Raw genomic sequence first — 13,909 nt, 5'->3', positions numbered from 1 at the left:
TTAAAACAAATTCCAGTACCAACTAATAATTTCCTGTCCCCAAAGTAGTACCAGCATAGCAGCCACACTAAGGAACGGCCCAAAGGGTAAAGCTGTTTTCAAGCTTTTTTGTTTAACGGCAGCCCATGTCAAGCCAATAACTGAACCAATTATAAAGGACAAAAACAGCGCCATTAAAATATTGGGCCATCCCAAGTATAGCCCCAATACCCCGGCCAGTTTTACATCACCGCCGCCCATGCCGCCTTTAGAAACCACCGCCACAACAAACAGTGCTCCAAAGCCAACCAGCGCCCCTAACAGCCCGTTTACCAACACCGCCCTAGACTGTAAAGCTAACAGAGAAATGCCAGCCAATAACAGTACCAAGTTAATCTGATCAGGGATAAGTTGATGGTCATAGTCAATGAGAGAAATCGCCAACAACCCACTAAACAAAAGGGTTGCCAATAAATATTGGAGAGTGAAACCAAACTGCAAAAATAAAACAAAAAACCCCACCCCGCAAAATAATTCCACCAGAAAATAGCGAGGTGAAATTTTATCACCACAATAACGACACTGTCCTTTCAGAAATAAGTAACTCAGTAACGGCACCAGGTCAAGTACTCCCAGGCGACGGTTACATTTGGGACAGTAGGATGGTGGGGCAACAATCGAAATACCCTGGGGTATCCTAAATATGCAGACATTTAAAAAGCTACCGATTACTAATCCCAATATAAAGGACAGGCACATAAAGTACATATTATTAACCCAAATATTTCCTTTCCTTTAGATACTCAACTATTTGTTCTGTTATCTCATCCAATGTATATTTGCCGGTATCAATGGTCAATTCAGCGACATCATAGGCATTCCGTCGTTCCTGCAGCAATTCTTTAATTCTTTGTTTCAAGTCTCCCTTATTTAATAACGGCCGGTTACGCTTGCCTTTAACCCGTTTGTAAATCACCTCTTCATCAGCATATAAATGAATTAAAATACCATCTCGCTGTAATAACTCTACATTTTCTGGTACCAGCATTATTCCACCGCCGGTGGAAATTACTAAATTTTGCTTGCCAACCAGTTTTTTTAATAACAAAGTCTCTTCCGATCTAAACCTAATGGGCCCGTCCTTAGCAAATATTTGTGCCACTGTTTTACCAGCAACTTTCTCAATTTCATTATCAGTATCTAAATGCTTCAATTTTAATCTGGAAGCAAGTTTTCTACCGACAGCACTTTTTCCGCAACCCATAAACCCAATTAATACAATGTTGCGCATCGTTACACCTGCCTTTTTAAACTCGTGTAAATCATCGTCGGGAAACCTGCGTCAAGAAATCTTAACATAATCAGTAATCCCCCAATTTATTTAACAATACCTGGCGCATCACATTTACCGGGGCAGTTGCCCCTGTCCAAGCCTCAAAGGCCATTGCTCCTTGATATAATAACATGCCTAAACCATTGGTTGCCTTTGCCCCTGCCATCATCGCTTGCTTTAGAAAAACCGTTTCTACTGGATTATATATTAGGTCACAGACAACCTGATTGCTATGGAGAACACCTTTAGGCACAGGAACACATTGGTCAACATGGGGGTGCATACCAATATTGGTGGTCTGCACAATTAAATCGGCATTGGACATTTTCCTCGCCAAAATCTCCTGCTGATCCCAAGTTAACAATTGAACATTAACAGGAAACTTACTTAAATTACTGGCTATTGCTTCGGCCTTTGATAGGGCACGGTTAACAATAGTGATGTTTTTTACCCCTTCTAAAGCCAATTGCACCGCCACTGCCTTGGCTGCACCGCCAGCCCCTAAAATAACAACGCTTTTTCCCGCCGCCGCAAATTGAAATTCTGCAACCAATGCCTTAGTAAAACCAGCGCCATCAGTGTTGTGGCCAAGCAACCGCCCATTTTGATTAACAATGGTATTAACAGCTCCAATATTCTGAGCCGCTGGGGTTAATTCGTCTAATAAGGATATTACCGCTTCTTTGTGGGGAATAGTAACGTTAACCCCCGCCAAATGCAGCGATTTTATAGCAGCCACCGCCTGCTGTAAGTGTTGTGGCTCCACATTAAAGGGCAAATAGACCCAATTCATTTTTAATGCATTAAAGGCGGCATTATGCATAGCCGGTGAAAAGGAATGGGCCACCGGGTGACCAAATAATCCACAAAGGATGGTGTTACCATCAATAACCATTATCCACCTCTACTGTATCAGTTGGTGCTTTATGCGACGCAACACTATTTTTTCAAATTGACGATTAATTCGGGTACCAATAAATTCATGACTGCTCATGGGTACTACCAGTATGGTAAATAACCCCAACCGATTGCCGCCCAACACATCGGTGAAAACTTGGTCCCCAACCATCGCTGTCTCTTCGGGTTTTACGTTCAACATCTGCATGGCCCGGCAAAAAGCTCTGCGACGGGGCTTAGAGGCTTTGTGCAAACCGGGTATTGCCAACACATCACACATCCCCGCAACCCTTTGTTGGCTGTTATTACTTAAAATACAGGTCTTAAAACCTGCCCGTTGCAAACTCGCAAACCATTCTGCAGTTTCTTTGGCCAAATCATTGCTATTCCAAGGAACCAAAGTATTGTCCAAATCAAACAATATTGCTTTAATACCTATTTTTTTTAGCTTGTCTATATTTATGTTTGTTAATGAACTTACATACATATTCGGATAAAAAATACGCAACAAATTTTGCCTCCTATTTTCCCTCTGCTAGTTTTTTAGCTAAAGCCAATTCCTTTGGCGTGTTTACATTGTAGAAAACCCTTTCTAAATCAGCCACTTGACTGATCTCATCCTCGTTTACATATTTTACCTTTACATAAGAAAAAAAGTCAACAACCCGCAACTTCCCTCCCTGACCAATACACTTTTCTATGTGTTGAATACAACTCTTGTTATAAACCGCAAATAGTGGCTCAAAATACCCTTCTACCCGGGGAATAACCACATCGTAATGTAAAGAGTATTTAGCCAACAAATTCGCCAACTGCGCTTCAATAAAGGGCATATCACAGGCTACTATCAGTACCTGGGGCATTTCAGCATGTACCAGTGCCGAATGAATACCGGAAAGGGGTCCTAATCCCGGTACTATATCCTTGACCAACCGGATCCCTAAGTGACTGTATTCCTCCACAGAATTAGTTACTATCATAATGTCATTGGAAACTTGTTTTAGTTCATCTATGGCATGATCAATAATCCGACAACTGTGCACTTCAACAAAGGCTTTAGTTGTACCCATACGAGAACTTTTGCCTCCAGCCAAAATTGCTGCAGATAAATTCATCATAATTATCCCCCTGGTGCCTAGTTAGTTATTTAAATTATTCCTTTAATATTATTATTATCCTGCAAAAGCCGCTTTTTTTCTATGCGTGTGTAACAATAAATTCTGTGGTAAAATAACTATGGTAAAATTTAAATAGTTTTGGGAGGTTTTCCTTTTGCAATTTAACTTTCACTGTCCAACTAAAATTTTCTTCGGGCTCGGAGCAATAAATACTAATAAAAGTGCACTATCAAAAATGGGGCAAAAAGCCATCATTGTTACTGGAGGTTCGTCCTCTAAGGTTAACAAGTCTTTAGAGGACATGATGTCCGCCCTCAACAGTGAAGGAATAGACTATAAAGTATTCGATCAAGTGGAGCAAAATCCTAGTTTATCAACGGTTTATGCCGGCGCTAAAATAGCCAGTGAATTTGGTGCCGATTTTATCATTGGTATTGGTGGCGGTAGTCCGCTGGATGCCGCTAAAGCGGTGGCGGTATTGGCAACTAACGACCTCAGCCAACAGGATTTAATGGCCAAAAAATGGGTAACCCAACCACTGCCAATTGTGGCAGTGCCCACCACTGCCGGTACCGGCAGTGAAGTTACTCCCTATGCAGTGCTTACTGTAGACTGGGCAGAAACTAAAATGTCCATCAGTGGTGATGAATTATTCCCGGCAATAGCATTTTTAGATCCTCGTTACACCATTAATCTGCCGTGGCACATTACCATTAACACTGCAATTGATGCCCTTTCCCACAGTATAGAAGGGTTTATCAGTAAAAGAGCCACCGTATTTTCAGACCTATTGGCACTGGAAAGCATCTCTATCATTGGCCAGTTGCTACAAACAATGAATGAAGATAACGTATCTTTATCTGAGCGTGAAGAACTGCTTTACGCCTCTATGCTGGCTGGAATTGTCATTGCACAAACCGGCACCAATGTTATTCATTCCCTTGGGTACCCACTAACTTATTATAAAAAGCTACCCCATGGATTGGCTAACGGTGTCCTTTTAAAAGCCGCATTAATATTTATGAGTAAGGAAAGCCCGGAGAAGGTAGAAAGCTTGTTACATGCTATGGATTGCACTAATATAGAAGAGTTTGGCCAGTTGTTGACAAAGGTGCAACCAGCAGGTGATTTAAAACTCACCATTGAAGAACAGCAACTGTTTGTGCAAAAAACATTAGCCACTAAAAATATTGCTAATTGTCCTGCCACACCATCTGAGCAAGATCTGTATGATATTCTCAATAACAGTAACTTGGTTTAAAAACAATATTTCTACATTCACACTTAAACAATCTCCCCCATAAATTGTACTACAAACATTTATGGGGGTATATTATTTATGTCCACTGCCCTAGGAGCTATTACAGCATTCTTTGTTCTCAATGGAATCTTTTTGCTGGTTTCTTGTGTTGCCAGCAGTGCACTACCTCAACCTCTATCAAAACAAGAGGAACTTAAATACTTTTACTTGTTTAAACAAGGTAATGAAGAAGCCTTTTCCATATTAATGGAACGAAATTTGGCTATCGTTGACTCGGTAATCAAAAAATTTGCCGCTTATAATTTTGATGAAGACGATTTAATTACCGTTGGTACCATTGGTTTAATTAAAGCAATACAAACCTATGATATTAATGAACTACCTTTTAACATATATGCATCAGATTGTATTGAAAAAGAATTGAAGAAAAAACTATAGACAGGGGCAGTTATTCTGCCCCTGTCACTTTACGCAGTTATTCTCTAGGTTCAAAGGTTTGACAGCAGGTGCTTTGGCTATCACTAACGGACATGGTGCCGCTGGATCTCACTTCGATACCTTCGGCATAACATTGGTGGTTGTTGTTATATTTACATTCTTCCACCATACATTTAGATACCCCTGAGGAACATTGCATAATATTACCTCCTTTGGCTCATATTTAGTTAAGGGAATCACGTTTACTCATCTTAGCCATCATCGAAGCCAAATCCCGTCGTTCCTCTTCGGTGCCATTTTCCCATAATTCCTTTAACAAACGCTGTTCTTTGTTGCCAGGATCTAAGGTGTTGGCAAAAAATTGTCCCAAGCGATAGGCGGTGTCGTCAATGTTGTCATGGGATAAACCTAATCTTTCTCCAAGTTGTACCGCAGAGCCTAATACATCTTTCCACTTATGCCAATTCCTGCCTAGCTCCATTTACTCACCTCCTAAAAATATTATTTCTGATATCTGCAACGATATTCTACATAAATAAAACAAAAAAACCCATCCTTTCGATGGGTTTAAAAAACTACTTTAACAACTCATTTAGCTTTTTAGTTAATTCAACTTTGGGGGTAAAACCAATTTGCTGATCGACCTTTTTACCGTCTTTAAAAAAGACTAAGTTAGGTATACTCATTACTTGATACTGTCCGGCCAATGACTGATTATTATCTACATTTACCTTGGCAATTTTTACTTTACCGGCAAATTCTTGGGATAACTCTTCTAATACTGGGGCCATGCTTTTACAAGGACCACACCATGGTGCCCAAAAGTCTACTAACACAGGTATATCAGACTTCAGTACTTCCACTTCAAAATCTACTTCATTTAATTCTAGTGCCATCCGACAACCAGCCTCCTATTATGTTATTTACTAATTTTCTATATGCAATATATTAGCAGAATTTTTTACCAGAGGCCAGTTAAATTAAGTTATTTTTTAATTTTCTTAAAATAAATACAAATACATCAATTAAATCAGTCGATTATATTTTTAACATTCATATACTAACTAATTTCTGAGCGTTTAAATAATTGAATAAAGTTTAGAACAAATTGCAATTCCTTTTCACTTAGGTTTCCAATCATGCTCAGCACCGACTGAACATTGGGATGGACCAGCAATTCACGAAGTTCAGGACTCATTAAATTTAGCATTTGATCCACAGCGCCAGGTTCCATGATAAAGTAACAAGGAGAAACCCCCATAACCTCTGCTAATTTTTCCAGAGTTTTTAAGGATGGTTGTACTTTCCCTTGTTCAATTTGACCAATTAAACCTGCGGTTACACCAGCTAAGTTTGCCAACTGGGCTTGGGTTAAACCATATTCCTCCCGTAGAGATTTCAATTTATGTCCCAGTGTCCCTTCATGTCCCATTAAAGATGTAGCCGGCACACCTAGCCCATCAGCCACCCTTTTTAAAGTATTTAGTGCCGGATAAACTGTGCCCCGTTCAATTTCACTCAAATAAGATAATGATATTCCTACTTTATCTGCCAAATCCTGCAGGGACATGGCCTTTTCGTTGCGAATAATTCTGATTTTTTCGCCCAGTGCCAAGCCGGTGTCAGTGATTTCTCCTTCAATCAACTGGGTTTTGGGTACATTAAGGGCGGTGGCAAGTTTATCTATGGTTTTTAGTGATGGACGTTTTGATCCCCTTTCAATTTCGCTTAGGTATGATAACGACAACTTAGCCCGTTTAGCCAAATCTTGTAATGTATATCCCCGTTCTTCCCGTAACGCACGAATACTTTCTCCCTTAACAATCATTTTCCCACCTCATTTAGTGAAAGTTTTCTCTAAAGTCATGCTATTATTCTACAATAATCCTACTATCTAGTCAACGGAAGCAGGCGCTAATGTTTTCTCCATTATTTCTTTAAACACAGGGGCTGCCGTTTCACCCCCACTCTCACCATGTTCCACCAATACCGTTACCACATAACGTGGGTTGTTAACCGGGGCATAGCCACAAAACCAAGCATTAACCTGCTGTTGTCCCGCCACTTCAGCGGAACCGGTTTTGCCAGCACTGCCGATATCGGCAATCGCTGCTTTTTTGCCAACTCCATCTTTAACCACCAGCGTCAAAAGTTGTTTGATCTGCACCACAGTTTGGGGTGAAATAGCCCGATGACTGTTACCAGGAGCAAAACGTTTTGTGATGGTGCCGTCGGTCTGTTGCAGCCCTATCACCACTCTGGGGGGGATGTATGCGCCATCGTTCACAATACAATTCATCATGGCCGTTAATTGCATTGGTGTTGCTAAAACCGGGCCCTGGCCGATGCTACTGTTAACCAGATTATATGGTTCGGCAATTAATTTTAAATTTTGCCTTCTGTCTGGTGGTATTGGGTAACCAATAATTATTTGTTTATCTAATCCCAATTTTTTAGCATATTCAATAATTTTCTCTGGCCCTAACTTTAAGGCCAGCTCGGCAAAAACCGGGTTACAGGATTGTGCAAAGGCTTGATCAAAGGTTATGGGACCGTGACCGGAATGGTGCCAACAATTAACTAGTTCTGCATGTTCCCCTAAACAAACAAAGGTACTGTCTAAACTGACGATGCCCTCCTCCAATGCCGCTGCCGCCACCACCAACTTAAATATTGATCCCGGTTGATAAAGGGAGGTGCAGTGATCAATAAATGTATCGGCAGAGGCTGTGGCCAACACGTTGGATACATTTGCTGGATTGTAATTAGGCCTACTGGCCATAGCCACCACATCCCCGGTATTAACGTCCATCACCACCACTGCACCCTGTTGGATATGCTTATCCATTACTTTTTCCACAGTGCTTTGAATGTTGTAATCAATGGTGGTCACTAAATGCTGTCGGCCTGGGTCCGGTTGGTTTATTTCCAATTTCATACCCATACCGGCTAACATTGTGCCAGCAGCGTCTGTGAAAGTGCGTATCAGACGCTCAGGTTTAGTGGACTTAAGCTCGGTTTCATAATACTTCTCTAAACCCATTTTACCAATTAAATCGCCCAATTGGTAAGATTTATTTGTCTCCACCGCCAATTGTTCCAGCACTTCTTGGGACGGTATACTCCCTAAATGACCAATTAAATGCGCAGCCATAGGTTCCCTTTGATAGCGATACTGTACCGGCAGTACCATAACACCATCCCACTGTTGCGCTGTAATTGTACTAATCTGTTCGATGTTGGGGTTGTATGGAAGAATGCCACTGCCGTTGGCAAACTCCTTTAACACTTCACTGGCACTAACCTTTAACACAGCAGCCAGTTGATCTGCCACCTGTTGTGGGTTATCCATAATGGTGGGAAAAACAACTATTTTATTTTGCAACCCGCTGCCGGTCAGCGATTTTAAATTGCGATCTAAAATATCCCCCCGGGGTATGTCCTCCAACACTACTTTAATGGATCTTTGTTCCAATGCTTTATGAGCATATTCTGATCCATGATAAATCTGTACATCAATCAACTTAGCCATTATCGGTATTAATAGGATTAAAAACAAATAAAAGGTTTGAACAATGCGTTTTTTCCTTAAAAACTCCACAGGTAACCACCTTCCAGTTATTACCTTTAGCTTATACACTGGAAGAAAAAAATATACAGGCCACTGCCACTGGCTGTGCCCTGTATATTAATGGTCTTTAGTCCTTCTTCACCACTTGTCTGAGCATACTCCATTGTTTAATTTCTGGCATTGGCAATTTTACCAACTGCTGGGCATGGGGAGCATTGAGCTGCAAATTGCCCTTCTGATCATATATTTTCTCAATGGTCATCGTCATATTATCGCCCTGGGGTTGAAAAATTTCAACGGCATCACCCACTGCAAAGTGGTTGCGTTGCTCCACCAAAGCTAGGCCACTGTTTACATCGTAATCACGGACCACACCAACAAATCGATAGTTGCGGTTAGCGTGGGGAGCATTTTTTGATTGCGCCTCACCACCTGGTTGCCCCAACAGAAAACCAGTGGTATACTCGCGATGACTGACCTTAGCTATTTCATCAAGCCACCTTGGGTCAATACGATAATGCTCTCGATTATTGAAGTAATTATCTATAGCTTGGCGATAGCATTTTACCACTGTGGCAACATAATGAACGCTTTTCATGCGGCCTTCAATCTTAAAACTTTTTACACCAGCTTCAATTAGTTGGGGCACATATTCTATTAAGCTTAAATCCCGGGAACTCATAAAATAGGTGCCACGATTGTCCTCCTCCACCGGGAAATACTGCCCCGGTCGCTTTTCCTCCATCAAGTAATACTTCCAGCGGCAGGCTTGGGCACAGTCACCACGGTTGGCATCCCGTCCCGTTAAATGATTGCTAAGCAGGCAGCGTCCCGAATAGGACATGCACATCGCCCCATGAATAAATGCTTCTAATTCAATATCCACCTTATCAGATATATCTTTAATTTCGTTCAAAGACAATTCCCTTGCCAGCACAACCCTTTCCACCCCTTGCTGTTGCCAAAATTGTACACTGGCCCAGTTGGTGGTATTGGCTTGGGTGCTTAAATGGATGGGTAGTTTGGGGGTTACACTGCGGGCTGTGGCGATTACGCCGGGATCAGAGACAATAATGGCGTCAACGCCGGTGTCTTGCAAAAAATTTAAATAATTGGGCAACAACTGAAGATCATGGTTGTGGGCAAATATATTTACTGTAACGTAAACTTTGGCACCATGTTGGTGAGCAAACTCTACCCCTAGGGCTAAATCCTCGGCGCCAAAATTGTTGGCGCTGGCACGCAATCCAAATTGTTTACCACCAAGGTAGACCGCATCGGCACCATAAATAATGGCTGATTTTAATTTTTCTAAATCCCCTGCCGGGGCAAGCAGTTCTGGTTTCTGCATTAACTTTTTCACTCCCAGTTACAAGTACTTTTCTTTATAATGCTGATGTTCGGCCAATGTATTGGTAAAGACATGGGTACCATCTGGCTTGGCCAAGTAATACAGATAATCGGTTTCTTCCGGTTCTACAGCTGCTTTTAACGACGCTGAACCCGGACAGGCTATCGGCCCAGGAGGGAGCTGCTGTACGCGGTAAGTGTTGTAAGGTGAATCCACTTCCAAATCTTTATAAAGAACAACTTCTTTATGTTGACCTAAAGCATACAACACTGTGGCATCAATTTGCAACGGCATGCCAATTTTTAATCGATTTTGAATAACACCAGAAATCCGGGGGCGTTCTTTATCAAAAATGGCCTCCCGTTCAATCATCGCCGCCACTGTAACCGCTTGGTGCAAGCTAAAGTTAAGTTTTTTTGCTTTTGCAGCAAGATTTAATTTTTCCGCTTCCGCCACAAAACGGTTTAACATCATTAATATAATGTCTTGCTCGTTCATTTGCTTAGTTATTTTATATGTGTCCGGAAACAAGTAGCCCTCTAAAACATATTTGGTATTGGCTTGTTCTTTAAGGAATGGATAGTCAAAATCACCTTTTTGGCATAGCTCTAAAAACTCGTCTTTGTCGGCATAACCTTTGTTATCTAATAATTGCGCTATTTCTTCAACGGTATAGCCCTCGGGAACGGTAAAACTGTAAAACACTTGATTACCTTCAATAATAGTGTTTAATATTTCTGGAGTAGACATGCTGGCAGTTAGTTGGTATTCACCGGTTTGAATTTGGGAATCTAACCCTTTATAACGAGAATAAACCCGAAAGGCCGTTGCACTTTTGATTAAACCTTTTTTCTCCAACAATGCCGCCACTGAGCTACTGGTGCTGTTGGCTGGCACTTCAACTATCACCGGCGGTTGGGCATTATTAGCCACGGGATTTAATAGAGTATTAAAATATATCAATACTCCCACCACCGACATCACCAGCAGTGACAACACCAATAGAATGATGATTGGTATTTGTTTCATAACAGAACTCGACTTATTCAAAGATAACCTCTCCCATATCAACTTATCGCTACATTATACCACCTTACTACATATTATTAAAAGGCTTTTTGAATAAGCCGGTGCAATGTTAAAAGGGTACAGCCGCCATGGGCTGTACCCTTATAGTATTGATTAAATTAAAATGTAGGAATTACTGCACCTTGATAAGTTTCTTCAATAAACTTTTTAACATCATCTGATTGCAGTACTTCTGCCAGTTTCTTCAGTTCTTCCCGTTCTTCGCCACCTTCTTTAACCACTAGCACGTTACCAAAGGTTTCAGCTGCTTCGGATTGTGCATCCTCGGACACCAAAGCGTCTGCTGGGGTTAAATCAGCTTCCACCGCATAGTTGCCATTAATCACAGCACCATCCAAGTCCTCTAGCGAACGGGGTAACTGAGCAGCTTCCATTTCCATTACTTCGACTTTCTTTTCTACAATATCGCGAACCGTTGCTGTAATACCTACGCCTTCTTTTAGCTTAATTAAGCCAGCGTTTTCTAAAACCACCAGCGCCCGACCACCGTTGGTAGCATCACCAGGGATACCAATGGTAGCCCCCTCTTTAAGCTCTTCTACGCTCTGTACCTTCTTGGAGTATAAGCCCATTGGCTCAAAGTGGATTTTTGCAATTGAAGTTAAGTTGCTACCTTGTTTAGCATTAAAGTCATCTAAATATGGCTGATGTTGAAAGAAGTTAGCATCAATGCTACCATCATTTAAGCTCAAGTTTGGGGTAGTGTAGTCTGTAAACTCTACAATTTCCAACTCAATACCATCTTCGGCCAAAATAGGTTGAGCAACTTTTAAGATCTCAGCGTGTGGTAGCGGTGTAGCTCCTACTTTGATGGCAGTTTTGCCTTCCTCAGCAGGTGTTTCGGTGTTACCACCACAACCCGCCAACACTAGAGCCAACAGTAAAGTTACAACAGCAAGTATTTTTTTCAATGTTTTTCCCCCTTTATTGTTTATATTTATTTCTTATTAACGGTGTTGGATAACCAACTACCGAATGATTGCACCAATTGCACCATAACCACCAATATTACCACCACAGCCCAAGTGGTGATTGTATCAAATCGCTGGAAACCATAACGATAAGCTAAGTCTCCCAAGCCGCCACCGCCCACAACTCCTGCCATGGCTGTATAACCGATAACGGTCACTGTGGTAATGGTTAGACCTAAAATAATGCCAGGCAGTGCTTCGGGCAATAACACCTTGGTGATAATTTGCCAAGGCCTTGCACCCATGGATATGGCTGCTTCTATCACCCCGCGATCAATCTCTTTAAGGGACGTTTCCACTATTCGGGCTACAAAAGGGGCCGAGCCTACCACCAGCGGTACTGTGGCTGCCGCTGTACCCACTGTGGTACCAACGATTAGTCTGGTAAAGGGAAACAAAGCTATCAGTAAAATAATAAATGGCAGTGAGCGAAAGACGTTGGTGAACCAACCCAAAACGCTGCAGATAGGTTGGTTTTCTAAAATACTTCCCTTCTCAGTGGTAACCAACAACACACCCAAAGGGATGCCGATAATTGACGCAAATATCATGGTGGCGCCCACCATAATGATTGTTTGATAGGTAGCCTTCCATAGTTCTGGAGCCATTTCAATTAAATGTGCGATAATACTTTCCATACTATTTGATCACCTCTATTTTTAGCCCTTGGGATACTAAATATTTTACTGCCGCCGCTATATTTTCTTGCTGACCACTTAATTCAATAATTAGCACACCAAAGGGCGTGTCCTGCAGGTGGTCGATGTTGCCGTATAAAATGTTAGCATCTACGTCAAATTTTCTCACCATTGCAGTAATAATGGGTTGTTCTGTGCAATCACCAATAAAGGATATCCGGGCAACATAATTGGTAGATTGACCAATTCGCTTTTGTACCGTTTCTGGTACGGTGGTGTTGATTACAGTTTGGACAAAGGCCCGGGTGGTGGGATGCTGCGGCTTAATAAATACATCTACCACTGAACCCATTTCTATAATGTTTCCAGCTTCCAATACTGCCACCGTATCACAAATTTCAGTAATCACTTTCATCTCGTGGGTAATAATTAAAATAGTTAAATCCAGTTTGCGGTTAATATCTTTTAATAATTTCAATATTGACTTGGTGGTTTCTGGGTCCAAGGCTGAAGTGGCCTCATCACACAACAACACCTTAGGATTATTGGCCAGCGCCCGGGCAATGCCCACCCGTTGTTTTTGACCCCCGGAAAGCTGTGCCGGATAAACTGCAGATTTATCTGCCAGACCCACCAAAGACAGTAATTCATTGACACGCCTTTTTATTTCATCCTTTGGCACCCCGGCAATTTCCAACGGAAACGCCACGTTACCAAATACTGTACGGGAAGAAAGTAAGTTAAAGTGTTGAAACACCATAGCAATTTCCCGCCGGGCATGCATCAATTTATCCTCGCTTAACGAGGTTATTTCTAAATTACCAATATTAATGGTACCTGACGTGGGCTTTTCCAACATGTTTAAACAGCGCACCAAGCTACTTTTACCAGCGCCACTGTAGCCAATAATGCCAAATATTTCTCCCTTTTGAATGTGTAGGCTGATATTATCCAATGCCACCACTGGTTTGTTTCCACTGCTGTATACTTTTCTTAAGTTCTCGATTTTAATCATTAATGCCACCAGCCTTTCAAGTAAATGCCTATAAAAAACTTAAGCCCCTTCTGACAGACAGAAGAGGCACACTTTTATAACCACCTCTCTTATCTCTCAGAAGTTTCATTAACTCCTGTAGGAATTGGCACCTTTCCTGAAAACACAGGAAGGTTGCCGGGTTTCATTGGGCCAGTCCCTCCACCTCTCTGGATAAGAGTACTATGTACTCAATATTTACTTAGCACTATTAATGTACTACTTATTTC

At 41.6% G+C, this 13,909-nt stretch carries 17 protein-coding genes, 1 pseudogene and 1 riboswitch; of the genes and pseudogenes, 2 read left to right on the top strand and 16 right to left on the bottom strand.

Features of this window, described 5'->3' with window-relative positions:
- From V6C27_05415 to V6C27_05390, 6 genes and pseudogenes are all read right to left on the bottom strand, one after another.
- Complete coding sequence (locus tag V6C27_05415) at positions 1-480, bottom strand: A24 family peptidase (protein ID MEG6615865.1); 480 nt, start codon at positions 478-480, stop codon at positions 1-3.
- Positions 481-483: 3 nt separating this feature from the next.
- A pseudogene (locus V6C27_05410) lies at positions 484-738 on the bottom strand (prepilin peptidase).
- Between the two features lie 13 nt (positions 739-751).
- Positions 752-1,270, bottom strand: coding sequence for a shikimate kinase (locus V6C27_05405; protein MEG6615864.1), 519 nt, complete (start codon positions 1,268-1,270; stop codon positions 752-754).
- A gap of 70 nt (positions 1,271-1,340) precedes the next feature.
- Entirely contained in the window at positions 1,341-2,207 is an 867-nt protein-coding gene (locus tag V6C27_05400) for a shikimate dehydrogenase (protein MEG6615863.1), read from the bottom strand.
- 9 nt (positions 2,208-2,216) lie between these two features.
- A complete protein-coding gene (locus tag V6C27_05395; protein MEG6615862.1) occupies positions 2,217-2,717 on the bottom strand; it encodes a YqeG family HAD IIIA-type phosphatase in 501 nt (166 codons plus the stop codon).
- A gap of 13 nt (positions 2,718-2,730) precedes the next feature.
- The gene (locus tag V6C27_05390; GenBank protein ID MEG6615861.1) at positions 2,731-3,327 is read right to left on the bottom strand and encodes a molybdenum cofactor guanylyltransferase; all 597 of its coding nucleotides are present in this window, start codon (positions 3,325-3,327) and stop codon (positions 2,731-2,733) included.
- Between the two features lie 154 nt (positions 3,328-3,481).
- Between V6C27_05390 and V6C27_05385 the strand changes: the two genes are divergently transcribed.
- Positions 3,482-4,588, top strand: a complete 1,107-nt coding sequence (locus V6C27_05385; protein ID MEG6615860.1) for an iron-containing alcohol dehydrogenase family protein — start codon at positions 3,482-3,484, stop codon at positions 4,586-4,588.
- A 78-nt stretch (positions 4,589-4,666) separates the two neighbouring features.
- Positions 4,667-5,026: a flagellar biosynthesis protein FliA gene (locus V6C27_05380; GenBank protein ID MEG6615859.1), complete on the top strand. Its 360-nt coding sequence runs from the start codon at positions 4,667-4,669 to the stop codon at positions 5,024-5,026.
- 37 nt (positions 5,027-5,063) lie between these two features.
- On the opposite strand, the gene V6C27_05375 is transcribed toward V6C27_05380, so the two are convergent.
- From V6C27_05375 to V6C27_05330, 10 genes are all read right to left on the bottom strand, one after another.
- Complete coding sequence (locus V6C27_05375) at positions 5,064-5,225, bottom strand: DUF1540 domain-containing protein (GenBank protein MEG6615858.1); 162 nt, start codon at positions 5,223-5,225, stop codon at positions 5,064-5,066.
- Positions 5,226-5,249: 24 nt separating this feature from the next.
- Positions 5,250-5,507 (bottom strand): DUF3243 domain-containing protein, encoded by a 258-nt coding sequence (locus tag V6C27_05370; GenBank protein ID MEG6615857.1) that lies wholly within the window; start codon positions 5,505-5,507, stop codon positions 5,250-5,252.
- A 94-nt stretch (positions 5,508-5,601) separates the two neighbouring features.
- Positions 5,602-5,922, bottom strand: coding sequence for a thioredoxin (trxA, locus tag V6C27_05365; protein ID MEG6615856.1), 321 nt, complete (start codon positions 5,920-5,922; stop codon positions 5,602-5,604).
- A gap of 164 nt (positions 5,923-6,086) precedes the next feature.
- A complete protein-coding gene (locus tag V6C27_05360) occupies positions 6,087-6,854 on the bottom strand; it encodes a helix-turn-helix transcriptional regulator (GenBank protein MEG6615855.1) in 768 nt (255 codons plus the stop codon).
- Positions 6,855-6,920: 66 nt separating this feature from the next.
- Positions 6,921-8,627, bottom strand: a complete 1,707-nt coding sequence (locus V6C27_05355) for a penicillin-binding transpeptidase domain-containing protein (GenBank protein MEG6615854.1) — start codon at positions 8,625-8,627, stop codon at positions 6,921-6,923.
- 97 nt (positions 8,628-8,724) lie between these two features.
- Positions 8,725-9,948, bottom strand: coding sequence for a U32 family peptidase (locus tag V6C27_05350; protein ID MEG6615853.1), 1,224 nt, complete (start codon positions 9,946-9,948; stop codon positions 8,725-8,727).
- Positions 9,949-9,966: 18 nt separating this feature from the next.
- Positions 9,967-10,998 (bottom strand): endolytic transglycosylase MltG, encoded by a 1,032-nt coding sequence (mltG, locus tag V6C27_05345; protein MEG6615852.1) that lies wholly within the window; start codon positions 10,996-10,998, stop codon positions 9,967-9,969.
- Between the two features lie 137 nt (positions 10,999-11,135).
- On the bottom strand, positions 11,136-11,948 hold the full coding sequence (locus V6C27_05340; GenBank protein ID MEG6615851.1) for a MetQ/NlpA family ABC transporter substrate-binding protein: 813 nt from the start codon (positions 11,946-11,948) through the stop codon (positions 11,136-11,138).
- A 26-nt stretch (positions 11,949-11,974) separates the two neighbouring features.
- The gene (locus V6C27_05335) at positions 11,975-12,646 is read right to left on the bottom strand and encodes a methionine ABC transporter permease (protein ID MEG6615850.1); all 672 of its coding nucleotides are present in this window, start codon (positions 12,644-12,646) and stop codon (positions 11,975-11,977) included.
- Position 12,647: 1 nt separating this feature from the next.
- Positions 12,648-13,661 carry a methionine ABC transporter ATP-binding protein gene (locus V6C27_05330; GenBank protein ID MEG6615849.1) on the bottom strand — a complete coding sequence of 338 codons (1,014 nt, stop codon included), beginning with the start codon at positions 13,659-13,661 and terminating at the stop codon, positions 12,648-12,650.
- An 86-nt stretch (positions 13,662-13,747) separates the two neighbouring features.
- Positions 13,748-13,860, bottom strand: a riboswitch (SAM riboswitch).
- Positions 13,861-13,909: the final 49 nt, after the last annotated feature.

This window comes from Peptococcaceae bacterium 1198_IL3148 (genome assembly GCA_036763105.1).
Classification (GTDB): domain Bacteria; phylum Bacillota; class Desulfotomaculia; order Desulfotomaculales; family Desulfohalotomaculaceae; genus JBAIYS01.
The sequence above is the reverse complement of the archived record's forward strand: the minus strand, read 5'-3'. Positions and strand labels throughout refer to the sequence as shown.